This window comes from Thermostichus sp. MS-CIW-40 (assembly GCF_054058315.1).
Genome location: NZ_JBSSAC010000001.1, coordinates 146,695 through 172,952, shown reverse-complemented (window position 1 = coordinate 172,952; position 26,258 = coordinate 146,695). Strand labels below are relative to the sequence as shown.

Below are 26,258 nucleotides of genomic sequence, written 5' to 3'. Positions count from 1 at the left end.
ACACAGACAACGCTGAGAGAAACCGTTTCAATCTTTTACATTTCAACCAACACGATAACTCAGGAGCCTTTCCCTGCCAATAATCTGTAAAGGTATTTACTTTTTCTTAATGGTTGGCTGGGCCACGTGAGACTTTGATCCCTCTGAGGGGGAACGGTTGGGAAAGAGCCGCCCCATCACCTCCGCTTGGGCCCAGGGATCCCGGTTGAGGCTGTGGATGGCATTGGCCCATGGAAAGTGCGCCTGCAGGCGGCGGTAGAGAGATAAATTACCATAAATGACGACCGCTGCCACCCGCTCCCGATGCTGTTGCAGCCAATCCAGCACATAGTTGGGCAAGGGATTCCCAAGGAAACCTTGGAAAATCAACCCTGGGGCGTTGTTTAGGGCAGCTTCCAGCCAAGGTAGGGGGGTAAGAGCATCGCTGAGCACAGGAAGCATGCCTAAGGCAGCCGGAACATGCAGGGCGGGAGATTGCAACTGCACATCGGCAGCACCCAAGGGGGGATCCTGCCAGATCCAGTTCAACCATCCGGGCTCTGCGGGCGGGCTGAGGGGCCGGCCTCCTTCCACGCCACCGCGGGCCATAGCCGCTTGACAGGGGGCGATATCCTTCTCGGCCAAGAGGGATCCCAGCTGTGCGGCTCTGTGCAGAGCAGAGGTCAGGTGGGAGCGCCTGTTGAACAACTTTCCCAACGCCGTTCGCGTCCGCGGAACGGAGTCCTTGTCCTTGGAGATGGGATCCCCCAGCAGCAAAGGCTTCAGTTGCTCGGCGGGAGAGCCACGGTTGAGGGCCGGATCCGTGGGATCCTTGGCTCCCATCCATCCGCCAAGGGCGCTGAAGTCGGTTTCTGCCAGGGCCGGCCACACCTGTTGGAGGAGAGCTGAGGCGGCGGGTAGGAGTCGCTGTTTGGCCCGCAGCACCCGCGTCACCGACTGGGCAAGCTGGTCTGTGCTGAGGGATCCCTGTTGCACCGCTTCCAAAACGGCTGCCAAGGATGCCATCGGATCGGGGGGGGCCAAAATTAGGTCGGCACCGGCCTGGAAAGCCCGCACGGCCAATGAGTTGGGCCCGTTAGCATTGGCCAGCTCTGCCAAGCAGCCTTGATCGAGGCTGTCCACAACAATAAGCCCGCCAAACCCCCATTCCTGGCGCAACAGTTGGGTTAGCCGCCCCGGCAGCAGGGTGACAGGCCAGCGCTCATCCCACTCCGGCAGCACCACGTGGGAAACCAAGATCGCCCCCACCTGCTCCACCAAACCTCGAAAAGGCAGCCAAGGTCCCTCTTGGAGCTGGGCTAGGGTCAGGGTTAATCGGGGGCACCAAGGGATATCTGCTGCCTTCGGCCTACGGCCCGCCAAGGCGGCTGGAACCCGCTCCGCTCCGGCCTGAACCGACTTGAATCCCCCTTTGCCCGGAAAGGAGCTGGCCGTGGTCAGGATCCCTTCTGGAACCGCTTGCTCACATCCGCGCACGAAAGCTCGCGCCAGTTGCAAAGCAGATAGGGGATCCTCCGCCAAAGCCAGCTCCCCCAGTGGCTCTGCCACCGGGTTGAGCAGCCAATTGATGCCGATGGCTGCCGCCTCCCGCGCCGTGATCCGCCCCCACTGCTCGGCCCAGCGCTCGGCTTCCGCCCCCAGGCGGCTCAACCCTAGAGGATGGGGGAAAGGGGTCGCCCCCTGCAGGGCCAGCCCCCGCCCGACCTCGGCTGCCACCAAAAGGGGCAGAGCCGCCCAAGACTGGGCCTCCTCGATCAGCAGCAGGGCCTCGGCCACGTGGCCATCCGTGAGCCAGATGCCCCCGATCCCCACCTCCTGGATAAGCCGTTTGAGGATCTCTCGGGGAGGAGACTGGGATCCCAGACGGGCCGAGACCGGCACCACCAACAGTTGCGCCACCTGCCGGGCTAGGGACAAGGGTCGGTCAAGTTCCTCGAGCGGAGATCCGGAAACACTCATAGGCACAGCCGAAAGTTCGTCAGCAAGGGGAACTGCTCCCTTTGCAGAAACGCAGATCGTGATAGCCACTCCTGCCGGTTGCGGCTCGCAGCGGGCTGTTGAGGGCTAACGAGAAAGCCGACAACGGTCACAGGTGCCACAGGGCAGGCCGGGCTGCTCCCCAGGGTAGCCAAAATAGGGCAAGATCGCCTGCCACCGACAGCCGCGGGCGTGGATGAGGGCTTCCATCCCTTGCCAGGGATCCTCTCGTCTTAAAGGCTGCCAACGGCGGTGCAACACCTGAAAGTGAAAGGGATCCGGCCAGTGCAGGCAGCCCATCTCCTGCAATAGACCCAGGGCCACCCGTACCTCTCCAGGCGGCAGGTCGGCGTAGGATCCCTGCTGAGGCAAGGTTTGCAGCAGGTGGCGTGCTCGGGCCTGAAGGCGCTCCTGCTGGGAATAGAAATAGGCCTGGCGCTGGCGATCGCTGGGATCCAGCAGGCCCGTCGGCTCCGAGACCAGCATCAGGGCCCGACAAGGGCCACCATCCCGACCACCTCGCCCCACCTCTTGCAAATAATCCATCAAGCTGGGCGGGGGATGAAAATGCAGCACCCAACGCACGTCCGGCTTGTTGATGCCCATGCCAAAGGCGTTGGTGCAGACCAGAAAGCGCAGTTCCCCCTGCAGCCAGGCCCGTTCCAGCCGACGGCGGGATCCCGCTTCCAGTCCCCCATGGTAGGTGGCGGTTTTTAGGTTCTGTCGGCCCAGCCACTCGGCCAGCTCTTCCCCATCCCGTCGGGTGCGCACATAGACCAGACCCGACCCGGGATTCTCGCCCAGGAATCGCAGCAGACGACGACGGCGATCCGCCGGGCTCCAGGCTATCGCCACATTGAGGGAGATATTGGCCCGCAGGGGATCGGCGCGAATGTGCTCCGGATCCCGCAGCCCCAGGATTTGGCTGAGGCGGCTGCAGGTTTGGGGGTCAGCCGTGGCGGTAAAAGCGGCGATGGGAAAAGAGGGCTTCACCGGGGCCAGAGCCGGGCGCAGCAATCCCAGACGGCGGTAGTCGGGCCGGAAGGATCCCCCCCAATGCACCAACGTGTGGGCCTCATCCACGATCAGGCCGTTGATTTGCACCTGAGGCTGTTGCAGCCGTTGCCAAACGGGGGGGCTGAATAGGGTCTCCGGCCCCAAATAGAGCAGGCGCAGTCGGTTTTCCTCAAGGGCCTTCAACACCCGCTTGCGCAGGGCCGGATCCAGTTCGCTGTGGAGACAGGCTGCCGGCAGCTTGCGTTTCCAAAGATCCTGAACTTGGTCTTCCATCAGGGCGATCAGGGGCGAGACCACCAGCGTCACCCCTGTTTGCAGCAGGGCTACTAGCTGAAAGCACAGGGATTTGCCAAACCCCGTCGGCAACACCACCAGCGCGTCGCGCTTGTCCAGCAGAGCCTGGATCACCTGATCCTGGGGTGGGCGCAGCCTCTCGTAACCCCAGTGTTGCTTGAGGGCGCGCTGAATCTGCTGCCAATCCTGCAAACGGCAACCCCCTTTTCAACAATTTCCTTCAGCAATCTACAGCGATTTCGGGAGAAGCTGTCTTATAGGCTATTTCAAATCCCGCTGAACCTGCTAGCTCCCCTCTCCCAAGGGGTGAGGGCGCAGAGGATCGGCCCCACCGGCTTGCCTGTAGGGGATCCCTGTCACACCTATCCCCGTGTCCAGGGGGCTGGGATCAGGATCCCCGGCAGAGAAGGGATTCTCACCTGCTGCATGGGTGAAGGTGTCGATGGCGGCGGGCTTGTGCGATCCTAGAGCTGGGACTTCCCGCCTGCTTCGATACTTTTCCCATGACTGCCCTCGACTCCTCGCGCCTGCTCCAGCCCAGAACGGCCTCTGTTCACCGTCGCACTGGAGAAACGGATGTCCAAATTCATCTGAACCTGGATGGCAGCGGGCGCCATGAGATCGATACTGGGATCCCCTTTTTGGATCACATGCTGGCCCAGCTCAGCACCCACGGGTTGATCGATTTGCAGATCAAGGCCATAGGGGATCTGCACATCGACGATCACCACACCAACGAAGATGTGGGCATCACGCTGGGACAGGCTCTGGCGCAGGCTTTGCAGGATCGGCGGGGCATTCATCGCTTCGGCCATTTTTGGGCGCCTTTGGATGAAGCCCTGGTGCAGGTGGTGCTGGATTTTTCGGGTCGCCCTCACCTCAGCTATGGCCTGGAGCTGCCCACAGAGCGCATTGGCCGCTACGAAACCCAGTTGGTGCGGGAGTTTTATCAGGCGGTGGTCAACCACGCCCAGCTTACCTTGCACATTCGCCAAGCTGCCGGTCTCAACGCCCACCATATTGTCGAGGCCAGTTTTAAGGCGTTTGCCCGCGCCCTGCGCATGGCCGTAGAACGGGATCCCCGCCGACAAGAAGGGATCCCCAGTTCGAAGGGAGTACTCTAGGCATGAACTGGCCACGGAGACTGTTGGCCTTGGCTCTGGGATTGAGGACAGTTTTCTTCGGTCTGGGCCAGATGGGGGGTGCAGAGCGCTTGGGGGTGTTTCTGCCGCCTTTGTTTGATTGAGTTCTCCTTGCCCGTGGAGGATCTGGCCCAGTTTGCTCACAATGGCACGGTGAGCCGGCAGTTGGATTTTTATCTGCGGCGGCTTACGCCAGAGCAGCAGGCAGCTTTGGCAGATTTGCTCACACGCGATTTTGATCCCAGCACCTCTGCGCACTACTTTGATTCGAGACCTGAGGCCAGAACAGATCCAACTGGCCTTGTCCGCAGCAGAGGTGCGGAACACTTTCCCGTGAGAAGTGTCTTGAGCTGAGGAGCTGAGAAGAGGGCTGGCTGCTATCTTTGTCGGATGGCCCTCCTTGGTCTTGTTGAATCTCTGCCCATGCTGCTGTTGCTGACCAATCTGATTGCCGTTTTGCTGTTTTTGCTCTGCCCTTAGTGGATGCTGAGTGGATGCTGAGGCGGGAGTTCGGCGGAGCAGGGGTGCTGGCGGGAACCTTTGGCCTCATCGACCCGCAGCAGTTGGGAATCCCGGAGACTTTGGCGGTGGGTTGGATCCCAGGGTTGAGCTGGGCCTGGGTGCTGTTGGCGCTGTTGTCATGTCTGGCTCTGGGGATCAAGGAGCGGCAAGTGCGGGCCCGCTGGCTGTACAGCTTGGGAGTGGTCGGTCTGGTTCTATTTGGGCTGGGCTTGCTCTGGTTTTATGGGGCAGTGGGGGCGGTGAATGGGGCGGCCCTGGCGGAGGGGATCCCGCCGGCTCGGTTGCCGTTGCGGCGGTTCAGCCCTTCTTTGGCTGGCTATGCCAGCTTTGCCTATGCCCTGCTGCTGTTGCTGCTGGGGCGGCTGCAGTTGCCGGGAGGAAAAGCTTTTTTGGTGCGGCAGCGGCAGATCATCGTACCCCTGAGTGCCTTGGGGGCGGCGGTGGCAGCAGGGGCGGTGGTGGTGGGGTTGCTGCGGCCCGGCCTGGGCTCCTCGCCCGATTCGCCTTTTTTTGTAAAGCTGAGCACCAAACTGGACTTGATCACCTACACCTTTTCATTGCTGCAGGCGGCCTGTTGCCCGGCTATTTCACGGATCCCTTGCAGGCAGCCCAGGTGGAAATGGACTGCGATGAACGCTCAACTTGAGTACCTCTGAGCGGAGATCTCGTTTGCGCTGGCGCTGCGGAGCAATATGGCAACTCTGTTTTGGGCTTTGATCCCGGCTACCCTGCGCTCCACTACCCCTCTGTTGCTCACGGCCTTGGGGGGCATGTACTCCGAACGCAGCGGCGTGGTCAATATTGCCCTGGAGGGGATCATCTTGTTTGGGGCTTTGGCGGCGGCGGTAACCACCCAACGCCTGGAAGCTTCCCTTCTGGCCCAGACTCCAGCAGCTCAGGTGGGTTGGATCCCTTGGGTGGGTTTGTTGGCCGGCGCCTTAGGGGGGGTGGCCATTGCCTTTGTGCATGCGCTGATGTGCATCCGCTACAGAGCCGATCAAATTGTCAGCGGCACTGCCATCAACCTGTTGGCCATGAGCGTGCCTTCGCTGGTGCTGCAATCGTTCTACGGCAACACCACCAACTCTCAAGAAATTGTCAATCGGCTGCCGCTGTGGCATGGGTTTAGCCCCTTGGTGTATCTGGCCTTTCTGTTGGTGCCAATCTCCTGGTGGTTGCTGTTCAAAACACCCTGGGGCTTGCGGCTGCGAGCGGTGGGAGAGCATCCTCAGGCTGCTGCCACCATGGGGGTGGATGTCCTGGGTATGCGCTACGCGGCGGTGCTGCTCTCCGGCTTGTTGGGGGGCCTGGCGGGGGCTTATCTTTCCATCGGCTTTTTGAACCAGTTTGTCCGCAACATGTCAGCAGGAAAGGGCTTTATCGCCTTGGCAGCGATGATCTTCGGCAAGTGGCATCCCTTCGGGATCTTGGGCGCAACGCTGTTGTTTGGAGCCACCGACGCCCTGGCCATCCAACTGCAGGGAGGAGATGTGATGCCGCCCGTGTTGATCCAGGCGTTGCCCTTTGTGTTGACGATGGGGGTTCTATCGGGAGTGCTGAGCCGCACCCGCCAAACCCGCCCGCCGGCTGCCCTGGGCAAAATCTACAGCAACTGAAAGAGAGCCGAGAGACAACCCTTTCTAGCGCACAGTCATGATGGTCATCTCGATTCAAACTAGGACACTGCACCCACACCTAAAACGTTGGTCGCGTCGGCGTTGCGGAACAGTAATGCACTCGGCCAAAGGCTTTCCTCAATGGCCCAGGCATCTCACCCTAGACTGAACACCGCAGTCTAGAAATGGTCTAGAAACAGCTTAGAAACCCTCGGAAAGGCAGAGGGGCGCCAAGATGGGCTCCGGGGAACTCCCCAAAACAGGGATCCTCTCATGGGCAGCAATATCAAACTGGCTCGGTTGCTGGCTTTGGCGGCAGTTAGCGGTTGATCGGGGTCGATTGTACGCCCCTGCTGGGTACGCTAGTTCTGGACGCGATTCTCGGTGTGGGCCTGTTGGCTCCCGCCTTGGCAGCCCAGATGGGGCAAAGTCTAGCCGGTAGGGATCCCCATTTGGGTTTATTCTGGACTTAGCCATCTTTCCAGAGTTGCACCTCAGCTTATGCGGGATCCAGAGTCGAAAACGGTTTCACCCCATCGGGATTCCGGCGGTGGCCAACCCTGGAGGCTCTTGTTCCAAGCAGTCGGTAAATCAATCTATGTTAGGGGGGGATGAAAACCATGGACATTGATCTCCGTCCGCTGATCGTTCTGTCGCCCATTGTTTTGGTGGTTGCCTGGGCTGCCTACAACATCATCAAGGCTGCCATCAAGGGAGAAGCCAAGCTCTTCGGAGAGAGGGGCAACAACCCCTTCGGCAGAGGCGGGAGCTGAACGTGCGGATCCGGTCACAGCTGGCAGGCTCAGTATGCTAGGCGAAGCAACCCAGGCAGCGGTAACCCCTTCCGAGGGAGCCCGCTCAACATCCGCCGATGTGATTGTCATCGGGGCGGGAGTGGCCGGTTTGGTGTGTGCAAGGCAACTGCTGCGGGCGGGGCTCCAGGTTCTGGTGCTGGAAAAATCGGCGGGCTTGGGCGGGCGCATGGCCACCCGTCGAGTTGAACATGCTGGGCAAACGGTGCCAGTGGATCATGGGGCTCAATACCTGACTGCCGATTCGGATGGCTTTTATCGCTGGGTGAAGGAGCTGCTGGGCCTGGGGCTGCTGGCGGAATGGACGCGCTCGCTGCATGTGCTGGATCGAGAAGGGCTGCGCCCAGAGGATCCCAACGACGAGAAACCACGCTACGCTTGCCCCCAGGGCATGACAATGCTGGCCAAACACTTGGCTGCCCCGCTGTCGGTACACACCCAAACTCGTGTGGTCAGCCTCAAACCTTTGGCAACAAGCTGGCAATTGAGGGCGGAGAACGGCCAATGCTACGAGGCTGCTGCCCTGGTGGCGACAATTCCGGCCCCCCAGTTGCTGCCCCTGCTCCGGGAAGGGATCCCTTCGGCTGAAAACCTGTTGCCTCTGCTGGAATCCGCCCAGTATCAACCCTGCCTTGCGGTTTTGGCGGGCTACTCTGAGCATACGCCGCCTTGGAAGGGGATCAAGTGCTTGGAGGATCCGATGTTGGCCTGGCTGGGACTGGACAGCAGCAAGCGCCTGCAGCCGCTCCCGCCTGTGGTGGTCTTGCATGGGGGGGCGGAGTGGTCATCTCTGTACTTGGAGGCCGGCCCCTCTGAGCTGGAAAAGGCCGGTCGAGAATTGCTGGCCCACGCGGCCCAACGGCTGGATCCCTGGTTGGCTTCGCCACAATGGATGCAGGTGCACCGTTGGCGCTACGCTTTGCCTTTGGAAACCACGGGATTGGCCAGCTTAAGCACCCGTGTGCCGGTTTCCGCTGCTGAGGGATTGCCTTTGGTTTGTGCCGGCGATTGGTGCGCCGGAGGGCGCGTAGAGGGGGCTTGGCTCTCAGGGCAAGACGCTGCCAAAACCCTGCTTGGAATGCTTTCTGGGAAATGAGGGTATGCACAGGCCGACCCGGTCGGCAGGGCAAGTGCCTGACCTGGCGCAGGACAGAGATGACGGCAAGACCACTGGGAGGGTAGGCTGAGGGCCGCTGAGAATTTCCACCCTCTGGGCCGGGGAGTGTGCCAAGCTGAAAGGGTGGATCCCCTGGCAGATGCTCTCCTCTCCACTCATGTCCAGAATCTGTACAATCTACCGCCGTGCGCAATTTGCCGCCAGCCATCGGTACTGGTTGCCCGAACTCTCAGAAGCCGAGAACTTAGCCCGCTTTGGCCCAAATGCCCGTTTTCCCGGCCATGGCCACAACTATGTGCTGGAGGTGGGCATGAGTGGTGAGGTGGATGACTATGGGATGGTGCTCAACCTCTCGGAGGTGAAGCAGGTGATCCGGCAGCGAGTGATTCAAGATCTCAACTTTGCTTATCTAAATCAAGCTTGGCCGGAGTTTGCCCAAACCTTGCCCACCACCGAGTTTATCGCTTACGTGATTTGGCAACGCCTGGCCGAGGCTCTGCCCCTAACCAGCGTCCGTCTGTACGAGGATCCCGAACTTTGGGCCGAATACCGAGGAGAAGCCATGCAAGCCTACCTGACGGTTGCCACCCATTTCAGCGCCGCCCACCGCTTGGCTCTGGATCACCTGAGTTTTGAAGAAAACAGCGCCATCTACGGCCTCTGTGCCCGTCCCCACGGCCACGGCCACAACTACGGCCTGGAGATCACCGTCAAGGGATCCATCCATCCGCGCACGGGGATGATCGTGGACTTGGCGGCCCTGCAGCGGCTGATCGAGGAGCAGGTGGTGAAGCCGCTGGATCACACCTTTTTGAACAAAGACATTCCCTACTTTGCCCAGGTGGTGCCCACCGCCGAAAACATTGCCCTCTACATCCAGCGGCTGCTGACTCTGCCCCTGCGGGAGCTGGGGGTGCAGTTGCACCGGGTTCGCCTGCAGGAGAGCCCCAACAACAGCAGCGAGGTCTATGGGGAGTTTCCGCTGGAAGAGCTGCTCAACCCCTCAGCAGGGATCCTCCAGGGTGTGGCTCCCCCCGCTTCTGGCAGCCCTATTGCCACGCAACGCTGATGTGACCACCATGCTGGATCTGGTTAAGCTGAGCGGGCAAATTCCTGCGTTCACCCGGCACCTGCAACAGGAGTCGAAAGCCAGCCAAGAACGCCTCCGCCAAGCCTGGCAAGTTTTCGAGCGCTGGCAGCAGGAGCCGCAGGTTTGGCAGTCCCGCTGGGTGGAGTGGGGATCCCATCTGTCGTTTGTTTGCGCCAGCCCCGCCGAGCCGCCGGAAGCCTGGGGATCCCTGCCCAAGGTCGAGCCTCTGCAGGGGCGACACACGGTGGTGGCCACGGATGGATCCCAGATTTTGCCCAGTCACCACGAGATTGCCTACTGCTCGCTGATCAATGTTGGGCGCGTGGTTCTCCACTACGGCACCCAGGAGTGGCCGCTCCTGGACAGCCAGCCCCTGCTGCTGTATGGAGATGGGCCCCTTGCCCAGCAAAACCGCTCAGACTCCCCTCTCTCGGAACCGCGGGCAGAAGGGTTGCCGAGGGCCCCCCTTAACCGGCGAGACTCTCGCCCGCAGCGCGCTCCAGGTGAACGCAATCCTACCAGCGGCACGGAGTCCTCGTTGGGGCTGGAAGAGATACTGGCCTTACGACGCTCCCAAGCGGAACTGGAGGAGCTGGCTCGTTTGGCCCTGTCGGTGCCCCGTCGCCGCACCACGCTGGCGCTCCTGGATGGATCCCTAATCCCTTGGGGACTGGAGCCTCTGCCCCAGTCGGCCCGGCGCCCCTGGTTGGATCCCATTCTGGCGACCTTGGAGCAGTTGCGGGCGGCCCGCATTCCTCTCGTGGGCTACATCAGCGCCTCCCGCAGCAGCGAAACCCTCAACTACCTGCGCTTGGGGCTGTGCCCGTACCTGGGCTGTGACTGCTACCGCTACTGTCCCGGCGAGAAGTCTCCTCCCTGCCATCCCTTCGCCCCCCTGGCAGACCGCGTCTTTTGGGGATCCCTGCTGCAGCCGGGAGAGCGCAGCCCCCTTTGGCGCAGCGGCGCCAGCGTGTTGGACGCCTTCGGGGAACACCACGTCCACTGTTGTTACCTCAATGTTGGCGAGGGATCCCTGGGCCAAGCCGAAATTGCTCGCCTGGAGTTTCCCGCTTGGGTGGTCCAGGATGCGGAGTTGCTGCAGCGGGCTCTGGCAGGGGTGCTGAGCCAAGTGCACAAGGGCTTTGGCTACCCCATCGCCTTGGCGGAAGCCCATCATTTGGCGGTGGTGAGAAGCGGGGATCGGCAGCGGTTTTTTGCCTTGATCGAGCAGGAGCTGCTCCGGGCCGGCCTGCGCCACGTGGCCGTCTCCCGCAAGGAAGCCCAGAAGCGGAGTGGCATTGCCTGAACCGACGCCGGGGATCCCTGGCACCCAAGAGAAGGCTGTAGCCTATTGAGGGGATCCCCATTCAACGGCTAGGGTTGCCAAGGTGTCCCAATCCTGTCTCTGTTGCCGACATGACCGACATGATGATCCGAGCCCCTCTGCGCAGCCTCATCTCCCCCCTCACCCACGACCCCCTTTGGTACAAAGATGCAATCATCTACGAGCTGCCGGCACGGGCCTTTTTCGACAGCGACGGCGATGGCGTGGGCGACTTCCAGGGCCTGACCGAAAAGCTGGACTACTTGCAAGAACTGGGGATTACAGCCGTCTGGCTGCTGCCGTTTTTCCCCTCGCCTTTAAAAGATGACGGCTACGACGTTTCTGACTTTACCAGTGTTCACCCTGACTTGGGCACCCTAGAGGACTTCAAGATCTTTCTGGAGGCTGCCCATAAGCGGGGGATCCGCGTCATCATTGAGCTCATCCTCAACCACACTTCGGATCAGCACCCCTGGTTTCAGCGGGCCAGACGAGCTGCCTCCGGCACCCCCGAGCGGGACTTTTACGTTTGGAGCGATACCCCCGAAAAGTACAAAGAGGCCCGCATTATCTTTCAAGACTTTGAAGCCTCCAACTGGACCTGGGATTCAGTGGCCAAGGCCTACTACTGGCACCGCTTTTACTCCCACCAGCCAGATCTCAACTACGACAACCCCGCCGTACAAAAAGCCATGTTCGAGGTGGTGGACTTTTGGCTGAGCTTGGGGGTAGATGGCATGCGGCTGGACGCGGTGCCTTATCTCTACGAGCGGGAGGGCACCACCTGCGAGAGCCTACCGGAGACCCATGCCTTTCTCAAGGCTCTGCGCCGACACATTGACCAAAGGTATCCTGGCCGCATGCTGCTGGCGGAGGCCAACCAGTGGCCAGAAGATGCTGTGGCCTACTTCGGCGATGGGGACGAGTGCCACATGGAGTTCCACTTTCCCCTCATGCCACGGCTGTTTATGGCCATCCAGATGGAGGATCGCTTCCCCATCATTGACATCCTGCAGCAAACCCCTCCCATTCCTGAAACCTGCCAGTGGGCCCTCTTCCTGCGCAACCACGACGAGCTCACCCTGGAGATGGTCACTGACGAGGAGCGGGACTACATGTACCAGGTGTACGCCAAGGATCCCAACGCGCGGGTGAACCTGGGGATCCGCCGCCGCTTGGCCCCCCTGCTGGGCAACAGCCGCCGCCGCATCGAGCTGATGAACAGCCTGCTGTTTTCTCTGCCCGGCACGCCGGTCATCTACTACGGGGACGAGATCGGCATGGGGGACAACATCTACCTGGGGGATCGCAACAGCGTGCGCACCCCCATGCAGTGGAGCGCCGACCGCAACGCCGGCTTTTCGCGGGCCAACCCTCAGAAGCTCTACCTGCCCATCGTCATCGACGCCGAGTACCACTACGAAGCTGTCAATGTGGAGGCGCAGCGAAACAACCCCCATTCCCTGTGGTGGACCATGAAGCGGCTCATCGCCGTGCGCAAGCGATTCCAAGCTTTTGGCCGCGGCTCCTTTGAGCTGCTCCACCCGGAAAATCGCAAGGTGCTTGCCTTTATGCGGGCCTTTGGCGATGAGCGCATCTTGGTGGTGGCCAACCTCTCCCGCTACGCCCAGTGGGTGGGGCTGGATCTATCGCCGTGGGAAGGATTGATCCCGGTGGAGATCTTTGGCCACACCGAGTTTCCCCCTATTGGGCGACTGCCCTATTTCCTAACGCTAGGCCCCCATTCCTTTTACTGGTTTTCCCTTGAGCCCAAAACGGAGACCATCCACCTCAGCCCCAGCAAAGCGGAGGAGCAGGAACGCCTGGTCCCTCTGGTTGTTCAAAGTGGTAGTCCTCTGGTTGTTCAAAGTGGTAGTTGGGACAGTCTCTTGCAAGGGGAAAGCCAAAAGCAGCTGGAGGCAGTCTTGGTGGACTACCTCTACCGCTGTCGTTGGTTTGGCTCCCAAAACCGCCAGCTCCAGGCGATCCATATCCTGCAGGCTATCCCCTGCCGCCGAGAAGAGGAGTCCTTGCTGGGCAGCCAGATCTTGCTTCTCCAGGCCGAGTTTATCGAGGGCGATACGCAGCTCTACTCTCTCCCTGTGGGCTATGCCACCCAAGAAGCAGCCGTACACCTGCGCCTAGAGATGCCCCAGGCGGTCATCCTCCCTGTGCAAGTGGCCGGAGGGCCGGCGGGAGTAATTTTCAACGCTCTGGCTGACAAAAGCTTCTTGCTGCGGCTGCTGCAGCTAATTGCCCAGCAGGGCCGCCTGCGTCACCGTCAGGGAGAGCTCTGGGCCACTAGCTTTGCTGCCCTTGAGCATGACCTGGAACCCCGCCTCCTCAAGGCGGAGCAGAGCTACACCTCCGTTGTCTATGGCAACCACTACCTCCTCAAGCTCTACCACCGGGTGGCCGAGGGGGTAAACCCAGAGCTGGAGATAGGCCGCTACCTGCTGGAGCACCATCCCCAGGTGCGCGTGCCACGGCTGCTGGGATCCCTGGAGTATCGCCGTCGTCGCGGGGCCCGTGGGTTTGATCCCGCCGATCAGCCCATTACCCTGGCCATTTTGCAGGAGTACATCCCCAACGAGGGAGATGCCTGGCACTACACCCTGGACAGCCTGGGGCAATTTTTTGAGGCGGTGCTGGTTCACTACCCAGAGGTGGATCCCGTGCCCGTGCCGCAGGGATCCTTCTTGGAGCTTTCCCAACAGCCCTTGCCGGAGCTGGCCTACGCCACCATCGGCAGCTACCTAGAATCGGTGCGGATCTTGGCCAAGCGCACCGCCGAGCTGCACATCGCCCTGGCTGCCGATACGGAGAACAAAGACTTTGCCCCAGAGCCTTTCTCCAGCCTGTACCAGCGCTCCGTTTACCAGTCCATGCGCAACTTGGTGGGGCAGGTGTTTCCGCTGCTGTTCGCGTCAGCGGGACGGAGTCCTTATAAGCAGCTCCCCAAGCTGCCGGAAGCAGAGGCCAACTTGGCTCGGGCTGTTTGCGACCAAGAAGGGGAAATCATGAGCCGCTTCCGCCTGATCCTGGAGCGGAAGATCACTGCCCTGCGTACCCGCTGCCACGGGGATTATCACCTGGGCCAGGTGCTGTTTACCGGCAAAGACTTTGTCATCATCGACTTTGAAGGGGAGCCGGCCCGCTCTTTGGGCGAACGGCGTCTCAAGCGTTGCCCCTTACGGGATGTGGCGGGGATGTTGCGATCCTTCCACTATGCTGTCCACACAGCTTTGCGCCAGCAACTGGAGAGCGGCTTGGTCTGCGCCGACCACTGCCCCGACATGATGCGGTGGGCCCAGTTTTGGCACCGCTGGGTCTGCGCGGGCTTTTTGGCCGAATATCTGCAGGTGGCTTCCCAAGCGGCTTTTTTGCCCCGCAGCCTGCAAGAGATAGAGGTGTTGTTGGACGCCTATCTGCTGGAAAAAGCCATTTACGAGCTGGGCTATGAGTTGAACCACCGCCCCGAGTGGGTGGAGATTCCCCTGCGCGGGATCCTGCAGTTGCTGGGCATTTCCACCAAGGTTTAGGGGATCCTGTCGGCAGGCCATTTGGGGTGAGCGACTGGGGGACAAGCATGTGTGGACGGTTTAGCCTGGGAGTGGCGCCAGAAGTGCTGATGCAGCATTTCGGCTTGCCGGTGGCAGCCCAAGAAAGGGCAGCTGTCCCCCGGTATAACATCGCTCCTTCTCAGCCGGTGCTGGCGGTGGTGGCGGGATCCCTTCAGCGCGAGGCAACCCATTTTCGCTGGGGCTTGATCCCCAGCTGGAGCCGAGCTCCTCAGGCCGGCTGGATCAATGCCCGAGCTGAGACAGTAGCTGAGAAGCCTTCTTTCCGCGAAGCTTTCCGCCGTCGTCGCTGCTTGATCTCGGCCGATGGTTTCTACGAGTGGGCCGACTCAGGTACGGCCAAGAAGGGCAGACAACCCTACTGGTTTCACCTGGTGGATCGACCGGTATTTGCCTTTGCCGGCATTTGGGAACGCTGGCGCAGTCCAGAGGGGGTGGAGCATGCCTCTAACCCCCAAAACCCTGAACTTTGCTGAATTTACTGAGCTTTAGGCGGTTTGGCAAAAGTCATTGAGAGGGATATAGTAGACCAAGTTTCCCCCTGATCCTTGAGTCCACCGCAACGGTTGCCGGGAAGTGAAGGGGGAAAGCGCTCGGGGGGTACTCCTCAGGGCTTTGCGGGATACCGCCTTCCTGCTCAGAGATAGGCAGGATGCGATCGCTTCTTTCCTGAACCATGTTCAGGAGAGTTCAGCGTGAATGTATCAGGTGGAAACCTGTGCCATCCTCAACACTGCCGCCAACCGTCTGATGCAGCTTTTTCACGAGCGGATGCCCGTGATTTTGACGGAAAACGACTACGACCTCTGGCTGGATCCCCAGGTGCAGGATCCCAAGCTGCTTTTGCCCTTGCTCCGCCCCTACCCAGCAGAAGCCATGGCGGCTTATCCGGTCAGCACCTATGTGAACAACCCCCGCCACGAGGATCCCGCTTGCCGTGCTCCTATCGGAGAAGCAGTGCAGGGATCCAGCCTCAGCGAGCCCGCTGGTAGCGCATCCCCGGCAGTTGTACCAGCCAGCCTTCCAATTCCATAAGCAGCAGGGTACTGGAAAGGGTGGCAATATCCATCTGGCTAGCCTGGGCCAGGGCATCGAGGCTGAGGATGCCCTCCCCTAGCAGCTGCCAGAGCAGTTGCTGTTGGGGATCGCTGGGGCCAGTGGACGAGGGCTGCTTTAGCACAGGGGATCCCTGGAGGAGGCCCAAGTCTTTCAACAGCTCCTCGATCCCCAGGATCATGCCGGCGCCGTCGCGGATGAGCTGCAGGCAGCCGCGGGCTGCTGCCGTGTCGATGTTCCCCGGCAGGGCATACACTTCCCGACCGTAGTGGTTGGCCAGGTGAGCAGTAATTAGCGCTCCCGAGGTTTCCGGAGCCTCCATCACCAAAGTGGCGCGGCAGAGGCCGGCAATGATGCGGTTGCGCTGGGGAAAATGCTCCTTGGCCGGTGGCGTGCCGGGGGGATATTCGCTGAGGATGGCCCCTTGGGCCAGGATGCGCCGGTAGAGAGCTTGATGGTGAGCTGGGTAAACTTTGTCCACCCCCGTTCCCACCACGGCCACCGTCTTGCCGCCGGCATCCAGACAGGCCTGGTGGGCAATGCCGTCGATCCCCGTTGCCAGCCCCGAGACCACCACACAGCCAGCTTCCGCCAGGGCAGCGCTGACTTTCTGGGTCCACTGTCGACCGTAGGCCGTAGGGGCGCGGGTGCCGACGATGGCAATAGCCGGCTGTTGCCAATTGGGACATTCTCCTAGGGCATAGAGAATGGGCGGGGGATCTGGCACCTCCCACAGCAGCGGCGGATAGTCCGGATCTGCAGGCGTGAGAAAGGGGATCCCCGCTTTGAGGGTTTCCTCCAGGATCTGCTCGGGATCAAGGCCAGGACGGGCAGAGACAATAGCCTGGGCCAGGGTGGGGCCAATGCCTTCCACCTGCCGCAGGGCCGGGGCATCCGCTTGCCAAGCCCGCTCCAGGGATCCAAAAAACTCCGCCAGCCGCTTGAGCCGGTGGGGGCCAATCCCTTTGATGCGGGCCCAAGCTAGCCAGTAGGGCCGCTCCCGTTCTTCATGGCCTGGCCCACGGGAAGGCTCCCTCTTGCCAACAGGATCTGAAGGGGAAAGGGGAAAAGACAATTTAGCTCTGCGCAGTAGTGGCCGTATCTTACTTAAATGATTGGCAAAAGGAACGCTTGGCAAAAAAGCAGGAGATGGGTAGATGTCAGGGTTGGATCCCGCCGGTAACCTTCAAGGATCAAGGCAGCTGCGGTTTGGGCGGATGCGCCAAGCTTGGGTGTGGGGGGCCTATCCCCTGCTGTGGCTGTTGACCTGGGTGGGATCCCGCTCGGCCCAGCCCCAGTTTTTGGGGATCCCGGCCTGGTATTGGCTGGCGGGATTGGCTGTCCTGCTGTTGGTACCTCTTAACTTCTACATTGTGCGCGTTTGCTGGCCGAGAGGCGGAGATGAGTAACACGGTTTTGAGTCTGGGTGTGGTGGGGGCATACTTGCTGCTGCTGGCGGCCATTGGCTTCTGGAGCTATCGCCACAGCGGCCAGGATCCGGTGAGCTATTTTTTGGCAGGGCGGGGGTTGGGATCCCTGGCTCTAACCTTGACGACGCTGGCGACGCTGCTCAGTGCCTTTACCTTCATTGGGGTGCCAGCGGATGCCTATACCCATGGCCTGGGAATCTTCCTGGGGGTGGGAGTGACCACCGCCCTCATTTCGGGGCTGTTTTTGTGGGTGGGCTACCGGGTATGGCTAGCAGCCCAACACTTTGGCTTCATCACCCCTTCCGAGTTTTTCGGCCACCGCTTCAACAGCCCTCTTTTGGCTCTACTCTACTGCCTTAGCGCCCTGACGTTTACCGCCCCCTACATCAGCATCCAGATCATTGGCGGAGCCCGCACCCTGGCGGCGGTGTTGGGGGAGGGGATCCCCTACTGGCCCTTGGCAGTGGTGGTGGCGCTGGTGATCTTGGGGTATGTGCTCTTTGGCGGATCCCAGGCGGTGGTCTGGACGGACGTGGTGCAGGGGATCATCTTGATTTTGGGGATGGGGGTGGCCTTTGTTGCCCTAGCCTTGGGGGTGGGCCAGGAGGCTGCCGGGCAGTTGGATCCCTGGCTGAGCTTGCCCGGCCCCCAAGGACGCTGGAGCTGGCAAGGGTTACTCGGCAATCAACTGCTGTTTTTCATGGCCACTCCCCTTTTCCCACAATTTTTCCAGCGCTTTTACATGGCCAGGAGTGCTCATCCCTTCAAGACCCTGATGGTAGTCTGGCCGCTGCTGATTCTGCTGGTCTTTTTCCCGGCAGCTCTGCTGGGGGTTTGGGGCCGCCTGGCTTTTCCCAGCCTGGAGAAAACGGATCAGATTATGCCCATGATGTTGCAAACCCTGCCCAGCGGCGTAGCAGCGGTGGTGATTACGGCGGCCCTGGCTGCTCTCATGTCTACAGCTGACTCCCAGCTTCTCACCGCCAGCTCCCTAGTGACGCGGGATCTGGTGGTTACCTTCTTCAGGCGCCAGCTTTCCCCCCACCAAGAAGAGTTGCTAGGCCGCTGGGTGGTGCTGGGGATCGGCCTAGCTTCCTTTGTGATTGCTCTTAACCCGCCGGGGCTGATTGTGGAGATTGCCACCTGGAGCTTTCAGGGCAACGCCATGCTGTTCCCTGTCTTAATTGCTGGCCTGTACTGGAAGCGGGCTACCCGCGCCGGGGCAGTAGCCGGGGCCCTCGTCTCCAGTGGCCTGACTTTAGGTTGGCTGTCGGGTCTGTTGCCGCGGGCTTGGACAGGGGGCTGGTTACCCGTAATCCCGGCAGTGGTGATCGGCAGTGGGGTGTTAATTGGCGTAAGCTTGCTTACCCAGCCGCCCAAGGAGCAGGTGACCGCCTACTACGAGGAAGGGCCTTGGGGAGAGTAGGTTATTCTTTATCGATCAGCTCAATCAACGCTTTTCCAGGTCTGCCGGTAGCCAGCCAGCTTGAGCCAGGCCGTTGAGAAATGCGAAAGTCCCTCCTAGAAAAAGCAAGCCCATCAGGCCCGCCAAGGGGTTGCCACCAATCCCCGTTAGCCACGCTGGCGCCCTGCCGGTGTAGTCTATCCAGGCCAAGTTGTTGACCCAGGCCATGCCCCATACCCAACCCGCGTGCAGCCCTAGGCTAAGGCCCAGCTTGTTTTGGTTCCAGACCCTCGCCTGCACCAGCAGCAGCCCCATCAGCCACAGTCCGGGAAATTGCGGCCAGGTGGCGAGAATCTCAGGCAAAGGCTTCAGGAAATGGGCCATAGCAAACAGGAAGCTGGATCCCCACACCGCAGTGCTGCAACCGTAGTCCAGCAGCATCTCCTGCAGCAGCCAGCCGCGAAAAAACAGCTCCTCCGCCAGCGCCACCCCCAAGCCCAAAAGCAACCCCAGCAACCCATAGACCAGCAGGGATCCCCCTCCTACCGCCCTCCAACTCAGCCAACCCAGGGATCCCTCCAGGCCCAAAAGCAAGAAAAGCCCCCCGACCCCGATCCCCAGGCCCCACAGGATCCCGCCTCGGCAAGGCCAACTGCCATCCAGTCCATAGGCGGAAAACCCGGATCCCCACAGCCCCAGCCAGACCAGCAGCAAGGCGTACAGGGGCAGCCACAGGTAGGCTCGCGCTTCCGGAAAAAACCACCCCCCCAGCCCGACCCACGGCAGCCAGGCTAGGAGGGGGATCCCCAAAAACAGCAACAGCCGCAGCGGCAAGGGCAAAGCCTTGAGTTTTGCAATCAGCAGGCCCACCCCAACCGCTCCTGCTTAGCGTTCCGGCTCAATGGAGCTGGTGAGGCCGTGCTGACGCAACTGCTCACAGTAAAACTCCGCGTGCTCCCGCGGCACCACGATCACCACAGCAACGCCGTTGTTGTGGGCTTCCAGCATGATCTCAGTGGCTTGCGGCGGCATCATCGCCGGGATCACCTTCACCAGCACCTGCACCACGTACTCCATGGTGTTGACATCGTCGTTGTGCAGCAACACCCGGTACATGGGCATGTGCTTTGGGGTTACAGAAGGCTTGACCAGGGTCTCTGTAGCCACAACGATCCCTCCTTCGGCAGGGTCAAAAGAAGTCTAAGGAACGCAAAACCGCAGAAATGGGGCAAAAGCAGGAAAAACTGTAATGAAATTTTAGCCTTCTCAGCAAGCTCTGTGAAAAGGCCCTGGGGAGCCTAATCCATTAAACAAACCCTAACCCAACCTTCACCTGCCCACAACCTCAGCTTGAGGGTAAAGGTGCTTGACTAAAAAGGCGATTGGCCTCTGCTGCGGATCCCTTTACATTTGCCTGTGTCCCTGAGGTGGGCCCTATGAGTTCCCTGCGTTCCCGTCGCTTTTTCCTGCAGTTGCTGATGTTTGGAGGTGGGGCAGCTGCCCTGGCTGCCTGTGGGGGCACCTCCAGTTCCTCCATTCCCCCCCTGGGAGAGCCCGGGTTCCCTCAAGGGGTATTTGCCGGGGATCCCACCGCAGAAGGGGCGGTGCTTTCCACGCGGGTGATCCCGGCCAGTGCAACAGACACGGTTGCGGTGACGTTGCAGGTGGCTGAGAATTCCGAGTTCAACCCCATTTCGCAACAAGTTTCGCTTACTGCTCGCCGTGTGGCGGGCCGCAACTACCGCACTGAGCCAGGCGACTACATTGCTCGTGCCGTCGTCACCGGCTTGAGGCCAGCGCAGCGCTACTTCTACCGGTTTGTCAGCGAGGGGTTTACCAGCCCTGTAGGCCAGTTTCGCACCCTGCCAGCTCCTGGGGATGGACGACCCATTCGCTTCTTACACATCAGTTGTGCCAACGAGCCTCCCTTTCCTAATTGTGAACGGCTTTTTGGCACCGGTGAACCCGACCAATCCGCAAGTGAGCGGGATCCCAGGGGTAACGACGGGCAACTTGCGCTTTTTGGAGCTGGCGGTGCCCAACTACAACGTTATTGAAGTGTCCGGCAGCCGCTGCACCATTCAAATCAAAGGCCCCGCCGGCAATGTCTTGACGGATCCCTTAGGGCGAAGGGGGGAACTGAATTTGCCGCAATGAGAAGTCGGCCAGACCGATGCGGGAGCTTCGCCGGATTTCTGGTCAGAATTAAGGGATCCCTGCTCTACTCGGGATCCCTTTTTTTGTAACTCTTTTTCGCGATTTTCAGCATGAGATTCTTAAGATCCTTAACGTGATCTGAATCATTCGGGAGAAACGGATCTGGGTGCTAGAGTGTGGGCGTTGAGGTGGATCCCTGTAGAAAATCTATTCTTTCTCCGTTTTTCAGTAGGAGGGCAGTCTTATGGCTTCGGTGCGGGGCTGGTTGATGGCAAGCTTAATAGGGGCAGCCACGGTTGTTGGGGGCGCTGCCGCCTGGGCTCAGAGCCGTAGTTTGTGGCTTCTTAATGGACAATCGACCGTAGTTACAGGCTATTTCTACCGAGGTGAAAACATCTGGGCGCAGTGCGACCAGGATTGCTTCGATGTGGATCTGGTGCTTTACGATGCCAGCGGTCAGGTGGTGGCTGCAGACGAACTGTTGGACGATTTCCCCATCGTGCAGGCGCCCTACGAGGGCAACTTTTCTGTCAAGGTGATCATGGCTAGCTGTCTCCACCCCAGTGGTTGTGCTGTGATCGTAGACTCGGACTACAGCTTCTAGAAGGGTGCTGGCTGTCCTCACTTCGCTGCTACTGCTTAGGAACTCAGTCCGTAGCCTAGGCTGCTTTGTGAGCAGCTTCCTGGACTTTGGCGTGGGTAAACTTGCTCAGGCCGTGGATGGTCTTTTCCCAGTAGAAGGGCTTGGTAAAGAGCTGCCACAGAGCCATGTAAGCTGCCATAGAGTGCAGTTGCCAGTAGATGGGGTTGAGCAGGGCATAGAAGGCCAGATCGTAGTACCCTCGCCGGAAAACGGCCACCAAGTTGAGGTAAATCCCAATGGCATTGCCCACCAGGAGGTTAAACAAGCCCAGATAAACCAGCCAACTGGGGAAAATGTTTTGCAGCCAATGGGCGCGGGTGAGCAGCCAGTAAATAAACAGCAGCCACATGATGGGGCTGGTGAGAAAGGTAAAGAAGCTGCCCCCGATAAAAAATTGGTAGGATAGCCAGTTTTTGAGGCCCAGCTTGCGCAAGGAGCGCAGGGGGTTGCGGTTGTGCACCAGCCAAGTTTGCATGTAGCCTTTGATCCAGCGGGAGCGCTGCCGGATCCAGTTTTTAACGGCACAGTTGGCCTCTTCGTAGGTGGTGGAGTTGATCACGCCCACGGTATAGCCGTGCTGGCTGGCGCGGATGCCTAGATCTGCGTCTTCGGTGACGTTAAAGGGATCCCATCCCTGCAGCTCCCGCAGGCGGTCAGTGCGAAAGTGGTTGCTGGTGCCACCCAAGGGGATCGGCATTCTGAGAGTTTCCAAACCCGGCAGCAGATAGTCGAACCAATAGGAATACTCCAAGGTAAACATGCGGGTGAGGAAGTTCTCGTTGCGGTTGAAGTAGTTGAGGGCAGCCTGGACGCAGACCAAGCTGGGATCCCCTTTCTGGAAGGCGATGACCGCTTTTTTGAGTTGATCTGGGTCAGGAATATCTTCAGCGTCGTAGATGGTGAGATATTCGCCACGGGCAAAGGCCAGGCCGTAGTTGCAGGCTTTGGGTTTGGTCTTGGGCTTGCTATCTGGCACGATGAGCAGGCGCACGTAGCGGGGGGGCTTGGCAGCTCGAGCTGCCTCAATGGTGTCTCGGTCGTTTTCCTCCAACAGAATAAGCACATCCAACCGCTCATGGGGGTAATCCAGCTTGGAGAGAGACTTGATCAAAATCGGCATTACTTCCGGCTCTTTGTAGACCGGCACCAGGATGGTGTAGATGGGCAAGGTGCGGTCATCGAGGGCGGCCACTTCTTCATCGGTAATCTGGTGGAAGCGATCGGCGGATCCCACTAGGCTGAGCAGCAGTTTGAACAGGATCGAAGCGACGTAAAAAAGATTGATCAGCAGCACCAAAATGGTCAGAGTCGTCCAGGGAGCAGTGGCCAACCCCAATAGAAATAGCAGCAGCAGGCCGTAGCCCACTGCAATCTGAGAAGGAGTAAACACCCGCGAGGCCGATTCCTCCGGCAGGCGGGCCATGAGCTTGTACACCGCCTCTTGGCTGAAGCGGGATCCCTGGTCTTGGCTGAGCAGTTGCGTGATATCCTGCTCGGTGCCCAGCACCTTTTCAATCCGCAAGCCTGGCCGCCAGCTGTAGAGCAGCTCATCCACCGCCCAGTCCAGGGGGTCATTGACCATCACTGTAAGGGTGTGCTCATCCGTCCAGCTCAAGGGGTAGAAGAGGTGGCGCATCATCACCTCGGGATCAAACTGCCGGCTCAGGCTCTCGTCGCGGTGGAGCAGCCCTGTCCCCATTAGTTCTGAGACAGCGGGGTAGCCCAGCAAATGGGTTAGGATGCTGAGATACTCGGGGGTGGAGAGGTAGCTCAGCCGGGTCAGCACCTGCCCCAGGCTGGAGCCGGTGCGGCGGCGGATCTCCAAAGCCTGCTGCCACTGCTCTAAGGTAAGACGGCTGCCCAGCAGCTCGGCGGCCAGCTTGCGCTCAAGGATGACCGTCAGGATCTGCTTTTCAGTGGCTGGGATCTCCCAGAGTTTTTCTGCTTCCGGGCACAGGTGTTTCACAGACTGCCAAATGGCGGGGAAGCCCGGCTCTTCTGTGGCCACCACAACAGTTTGCGGGTCGAGCCAGCCACAGGGCAGAAAGCGCACCGGCACCAAATCAATAGGCTCAATCAGCCAAGGCAGCTCTGGATCTAGGGAGTGCTTGAGCAGCCAGTCTCTCAGCCTAGGCCGGTCCAGAATCTGGCGACACAAGTTGACAAACTCGCCCGGGTGCATGACTCGCAAGCTCCAAAGAGCCCTAGGCAAGGAGCAACTAGCTGCTTCGCGATACTCCTCAGCTTCCGCCAGTTGCTGCCGGGTGAGGTAGCCTGTCTGCACCAGCCAGGACTTAATCGACTGCAGCATGGCCTCAAAGTTTGGGTTTGGCTTCAGTCTGGCTCAAGCAGAAGTCGATGACTAGCCCCCCTAGGAAAGGGTGGGCGACTCAGGGCGGCGGGCCAAGCGTTGGTAGGTATTCCAGGCCCCTACTGCCAGCAAAAGGGCCAGCAGCAGCACTAACCAATAGCGGTATTGCCACAACAAAAGCTGCCAACTGAAGCGACCGGGGTAGCGCACTCGATAGCCTGCCGGCGTGAGATCCCAGCTCTGTACTTGGGTGAGATCGGGGGCAGCGGCATAGGCGGTGAGCACGTTTCCCTGTAGCTGGTTGGCCAGGCGGGTGCGCGGATCGGCAAGGCCGCGGCTGAGGCGCTCTGCCAAAGCCGGGTCAGATCCCCACCAGGAAAGCCAAAGGGTGGGCTTGCCTTGGAGGAGAAAGTATTGCAAAAGGCCGAGATTCTCCTGGGGCTGAGCGGCCAAGGCCACCTGCTGGTTGAGGGGATTGATGATTTCAAACTGGGATCCCAGCCGGATGGGGCTATTAAGCTCCACCTGATCTGGCCCAGCCACGATCACCTGCCAGGCAAAGTTCTCTGCTTGGAGTTGGGATTTCCCCTCCGGCAAAAACTGGAGGGTGGGCAACAAGGGCTGTGCCGACAGACGACCAAGGGCACCCAAGAGATAAGCAGTAGCTGGCAGCAACTGGGGATCCCCTACCCACACTTGGCCGGATCCTCGAAGCACCGCCGGGATCTCCTGCAGCTCGCCGCTAGGGGCTTGGTAGCCGCTCCAGAGAAGGCCAGAGCTATCGGAACGCACTTGCAAAGTCAGCGGGGTCAGGGATCCCTGGCAATTACCGGGGCTGGCGCCATAGTCAAAGCGGAGCTCCAGTTGATTAAAGCGGCGCAGCAGGCGGGTGGGCAGGATTACGGTCTCGTTGAGCTGGGTGCGCCCGGTTAGGTTGTAAGTGCGCAACAGAACGCCATTCAAGAACACGTAGCCGGTGAGGCGATCCCCCACTCGGCCATCCACCGGGTTCATAATGACGTCTAGTTGCGCCGCCAGATCCCGCGGCCGCCCCCCCAATTGGGACAGGTTGAAGTTGAAGACCAAAGACTGGCTGCCAAACCCCCGCAACATGGGATCCACGATCCCCAGCTCTCGCAGGCTGAGGCGGTTGGCCCTGAGCGCTCTCTCCAGATCCGCCACCCTTGTCACCTGGATGCCGCGGCTGACCAGCCCCGCCCGCTTCCATTCTTCATAGAGAGCAAGAATAGCTTCCCGGCGGGCGGCCACTCGCAGGCGGGATCCCTCTGGGGTAATTTGATGCTGCAAGTGGGGGGTGAAATTGGCCGGCTCTAAGATCACCTGTGCCCCCTGCTTCGGACGGTTGCTCCACAGGATGGGCGTTTGCGGAAACAGGTGAGAAAGGAGGCTGTACAGCCACAGAGCTGCTTCCGCCGTCTCAGAGGAAGGATTGGCCGGCACTACCAAAGTAACCTGAGGATACAGCCGGCCCAGAAAACCGGCCACCGTGGCATCAGGAACGAGGGGCGCCAGCTCAAAGAAACTGTCCCGCCCTACCGTCAGCAGCAGGTTGCCGGTATTCAAGTCGGCACAAATATCGTCGCTGATGCTCAGGAAAGGCTGCACCGACAAGGTGATAAAGCGCTCGCCAGCGGCCAAGCTGGGGATGGGCACCCGCACCACCGGCTCCTGCCGCAGATCTTGCACCAGGAAGATACCCGCCAGCTCGTCATTGATCAGCACCCGCACCGTGGACGTGGGCTTGAGCACCGGCGAGGGATCCAGGCGTAACTGCACAAAGCTGGCCTCGGGGTCAAGGCCGTTGAGGGGGGCAGGGACAGTAACATCCAGGCGCGGGTTAGCTCCTTGCAGCAGCACCGAGCGGTCGTAGCCCAGCCTTTGTAGAGAAATGACTTCCGCTGCGTGGACAGCCGTCGGCCCGCAACACCAAAGCAAACCGGCAACCCACAAAGCCCACTGCCTTGCCTTCTGCGTCACCTTGACCCCCTCTTGCTTATCCCTCACTTGTCTAATGCAGGCAAGCCCCTTGGCCCACCTGACCCAAGTTTGCCCAACATGCAGAAATCTGTAAGCTTTCGGGGGTCTTTACGCACAAACCGTAGATTCGGATGCCCAGGGGATCCCTTTACTGGCGGGCGTAGTCATCCTCAAAGCGCACAATGTCGTCCTCCCCGAGATATTCCCCGTTTTGCACCTCGATCAACACCAAGGGAAGGGTGCCGGGGTTTTCCAGGCGGTGCTTGGTGCAGGGGGGAATGTAGGTGGACTCGTTGGAGCTCAGCAGCATCACCTCTTCTCCACGGGTAACCTTCGCTGTGCCCCTGACCACGATCCAGTGCTCGCTGCGGTGGTAGTGCATCTGCAGGCTGAGCCGATGGCCGGGCTTCACCTCGATGCGCTTGATCTTGTACATCGGGCCTTCATCCAAAACCCAGAAGGATCCCCAGGGACGGGTCTCTGCTTGAGAGGGCACCAGCTCAAGCGCTGGAACTGCTGCTTCATTCACGTCCCGCACAGCCTGCAACATAAGATCATGTCCTTGCAAAGTCACCCTCATTCTCTCTCAGCGTCCGAGACCTCCTCATCGACAATATGGCTGAATTGGCCTACGCCAAAACTCGTAGATAAAGTCTCTCAGGCCAGGGAATGCTAATCTAGCCCTGTGTCCAGTGCCTAGACACGTCAGCCCATCCCCATACTTTTTCTGAAACTTGTTCTCATCAGACAACTCTTAAGGCTTGAT

General features: G+C 60.2%; 24 protein-coding genes. 16 read left to right on the top strand and 8 right to left on the bottom strand.

The window, feature by feature from the left end; translation table 11 throughout:
- Window positions 1-96 precede the first annotated feature (96 nt).
- Both ACVWXF_RS00785 and ACVWXF_RS00780 read right to left on the bottom strand, forming a co-directional pair.
- On the bottom strand, window positions 97-1,917 hold the full coding sequence (locus tag ACVWXF_RS00785; RefSeq protein WP_457473376.1) for a glycoside hydrolase family 3 N-terminal domain-containing protein: 1,821 nt from the start codon (window positions 1,915-1,917) through the stop codon (window positions 97-99).
- 147 nt (window positions 1,918-2,064) lie between these two features.
- Window positions 2,065-3,480, bottom strand: a complete 1,416-nt coding sequence (locus ACVWXF_RS00780; RefSeq protein WP_457473375.1) for a RecQ family ATP-dependent DNA helicase — start codon at window positions 3,478-3,480, stop codon at window positions 2,065-2,067.
- A 311-nt stretch (window positions 3,481-3,791) separates the two neighbouring features.
- Here ACVWXF_RS00780 and hisB point away from each other — a divergent pair, with 311 nt between their 5' ends.
- The 11 genes from hisB (at window position 3,792) to ACVWXF_RS00725 (ending at window position 15,527) form a co-directional block, all read left to right on the top strand.
- Window positions 3,792-4,412 (top strand): imidazoleglycerol-phosphate dehydratase HisB, encoded by a 621-nt coding sequence (hisB, locus tag ACVWXF_RS00775; RefSeq protein ID WP_011432314.1) that lies wholly within the window; start codon window positions 3,792-3,794, stop codon window positions 4,410-4,412.
- 78 nt (window positions 4,413-4,490) lie between these two features.
- Window positions 4,491-4,784, top strand: a complete 294-nt coding sequence (locus ACVWXF_RS00770) for an alpha/beta hydrolase (RefSeq protein WP_414351516.1) — start codon at window positions 4,491-4,493, stop codon at window positions 4,782-4,784.
- A gap of 140 nt (window positions 4,785-4,924) precedes the next feature.
- Window positions 4,925-5,608: a hypothetical protein gene (locus ACVWXF_RS00765; protein WP_457402296.1), complete on the top strand. Its 684-nt coding sequence runs from the start codon at window positions 4,925-4,927 to the stop codon at window positions 5,606-5,608.
- 36 nt (window positions 5,609-5,644) lie between these two features.
- The gene (locus ACVWXF_RS00760; protein ID WP_414407926.1) at window positions 5,645-6,568 is read left to right on the top strand and encodes an ABC transporter permease; all 924 of its coding nucleotides are present in this window, start codon (window positions 5,645-5,647) and stop codon (window positions 6,566-6,568) included.
- A gap of 620 nt (window positions 6,569-7,188) precedes the next feature.
- Window positions 7,189-7,341, top strand: coding sequence for a photosystem II protein Y (locus tag ACVWXF_RS00755; RefSeq protein ID WP_414330801.1), 153 nt, complete (start codon window positions 7,189-7,191; stop codon window positions 7,339-7,341).
- Window positions 7,342-7,375: 34 nt separating this feature from the next.
- Complete coding sequence (locus ACVWXF_RS00750; protein ID WP_457473374.1) at window positions 7,376-8,476, top strand: NAD(P)/FAD-dependent oxidoreductase; 1,101 nt, start codon at window positions 7,376-7,378, stop codon at window positions 8,474-8,476.
- Between the two features lie 178 nt (window positions 8,477-8,654).
- A complete protein-coding gene (locus ACVWXF_RS00745) occupies window positions 8,655-9,566 on the top strand; it encodes a 6-carboxytetrahydropterin synthase (protein ID WP_457473413.1) in 912 nt (303 codons plus the stop codon).
- A complete protein-coding gene (locus tag ACVWXF_RS00740; RefSeq protein WP_457473373.1) occupies window positions 9,550-10,893 on the top strand; it encodes a DNA double-strand break repair nuclease NurA in 1,344 nt (447 codons plus the stop codon). Before ACVWXF_RS00745 ends, ACVWXF_RS00740 begins: the two co-directional genes overlap by 17 nt.
- Before the next feature lie 122 nt (window positions 10,894-11,015).
- Window positions 11,016-14,453, top strand: a complete 3,438-nt coding sequence (gene treS / locus ACVWXF_RS00735; protein ID WP_457473412.1) for a maltose alpha-D-glucosyltransferase — start codon at window positions 11,016-11,018, stop codon at window positions 14,451-14,453.
- Window positions 14,454-14,500: 47 nt separating this feature from the next.
- On the top strand, window positions 14,501-14,968 hold the full coding sequence (locus ACVWXF_RS00730; RefSeq protein ID WP_457402302.1) for an SOS response-associated peptidase: 468 nt from the start codon (window positions 14,501-14,503) through the stop codon (window positions 14,966-14,968).
- Window positions 14,969-15,191: 223 nt separating this feature from the next.
- Window positions 15,192-15,527, top strand: a complete 336-nt coding sequence (locus ACVWXF_RS00725; protein ID WP_457402304.1) for an SOS response-associated peptidase family protein — start codon at window positions 15,192-15,194, stop codon at window positions 15,525-15,527.
- On the opposite strand, the gene dprA is transcribed toward ACVWXF_RS00725, so the two are convergent.
- A complete protein-coding gene (gene dprA, locus ACVWXF_RS00720) occupies window positions 15,466-16,623 on the bottom strand; it encodes a DNA-processing protein DprA (RefSeq protein ID WP_011432322.1) in 1,158 nt (385 codons plus the stop codon). The two genes, ACVWXF_RS00725 and dprA, sit on opposite strands and share 62 nt — an antisense overlap.
- Before the next feature lie 142 nt (window positions 16,624-16,765).
- Between dprA and ACVWXF_RS00715 the strand changes: the two genes are divergently transcribed.
- Together ACVWXF_RS00715 and ACVWXF_RS00710 are read left to right on the top strand one after the other, a co-directional pair.
- Window positions 16,766-16,957 (top strand): hypothetical protein, encoded by a 192-nt coding sequence (locus ACVWXF_RS00715; protein WP_238376882.1) that lies wholly within the window; start codon window positions 16,766-16,768, stop codon window positions 16,955-16,957.
- On the top strand, window positions 16,950-18,404 hold the full coding sequence (locus tag ACVWXF_RS00710) for a sodium:solute symporter family protein (protein ID WP_457473372.1): 1,455 nt from the start codon (window positions 16,950-16,952) through the stop codon (window positions 18,402-18,404). Before ACVWXF_RS00715 ends, ACVWXF_RS00710 begins: the two co-directional genes overlap by 8 nt.
- A 24-nt stretch (window positions 18,405-18,428) precedes the next feature.
- On the opposite strand, the gene ACVWXF_RS00705 is transcribed toward ACVWXF_RS00710, so the two are convergent.
- Both ACVWXF_RS00705 and clpS read right to left on the bottom strand, forming a co-directional pair.
- Window positions 18,429-19,253 (bottom strand): CPBP family intramembrane glutamic endopeptidase, encoded by an 825-nt coding sequence (locus ACVWXF_RS00705; RefSeq protein ID WP_457473371.1) that lies wholly within the window; start codon window positions 19,251-19,253, stop codon window positions 18,429-18,431.
- Between the two features lie 15 nt (window positions 19,254-19,268).
- Window positions 19,269-19,550, bottom strand: a complete 282-nt coding sequence (gene clpS, locus ACVWXF_RS00700) for an ATP-dependent Clp protease adapter ClpS (RefSeq protein ID WP_099812808.1) — start codon at window positions 19,548-19,550, stop codon at window positions 19,269-19,271.
- 269 nt (window positions 19,551-19,819) lie between these two features.
- Between clpS and ACVWXF_RS00695 the strand changes: the two genes are divergently transcribed.
- The 3 genes from ACVWXF_RS00695 to ACVWXF_RS00685 all read left to right on the top strand — a co-directional run bounded on the left by ACVWXF_RS00695 (window position 19,820) and on the right by ACVWXF_RS00685 (window position 21,144).
- Window positions 19,820-20,440: a PhoD-like phosphatase N-terminal domain-containing protein gene (locus ACVWXF_RS00695; protein WP_457473370.1), complete on the top strand. Its 621-nt coding sequence runs from the start codon at window positions 19,820-19,822 to the stop codon at window positions 20,438-20,440.
- Complete coding sequence (locus tag ACVWXF_RS00690; protein ID WP_276307366.1) at window positions 20,418-20,540, top strand: hypothetical protein; 123 nt, start codon at window positions 20,418-20,420, stop codon at window positions 20,538-20,540. Before ACVWXF_RS00695 ends, ACVWXF_RS00690 begins: the two co-directional genes overlap by 23 nt.
- 244 nt (window positions 20,541-20,784) lie before the next feature.
- The gene (locus ACVWXF_RS00685) at window positions 20,785-21,144 is read left to right on the top strand and encodes a hypothetical protein (RefSeq protein ID WP_457444599.1); all 360 of its coding nucleotides are present in this window, start codon (window positions 20,785-20,787) and stop codon (window positions 21,142-21,144) included.
- A gap of 55 nt (window positions 21,145-21,199) precedes the next feature.
- Here the strand turns inward: ACVWXF_RS00685 and ACVWXF_RS00680 are convergent, their stop codons facing one another.
- The 3 genes from ACVWXF_RS00680 to ACVWXF_RS00670 form a co-directional block, all read right to left on the bottom strand.
- Window positions 21,200-23,494 (bottom strand): glycosyltransferase, encoded by a 2,295-nt coding sequence (locus ACVWXF_RS00680; protein ID WP_457473369.1) that lies wholly within the window; start codon window positions 23,492-23,494, stop codon window positions 21,200-21,202.
- 60 nt (window positions 23,495-23,554) lie between these two features.
- Window positions 23,555-25,519, bottom strand: a complete 1,965-nt coding sequence (locus ACVWXF_RS00675; protein WP_457473368.1) for a cellulose biosynthesis cyclic di-GMP-binding regulatory protein BcsB — start codon at window positions 25,517-25,519, stop codon at window positions 23,555-23,557.
- Between the two features lie 121 nt (window positions 25,520-25,640).
- Window positions 25,641-26,042, bottom strand: a complete 402-nt coding sequence (locus ACVWXF_RS00670) for a cupin domain-containing protein (protein ID WP_148202691.1) — start codon at window positions 26,040-26,042, stop codon at window positions 25,641-25,643.
- Window positions 26,043-26,258: the final 216 nt, after the last annotated feature.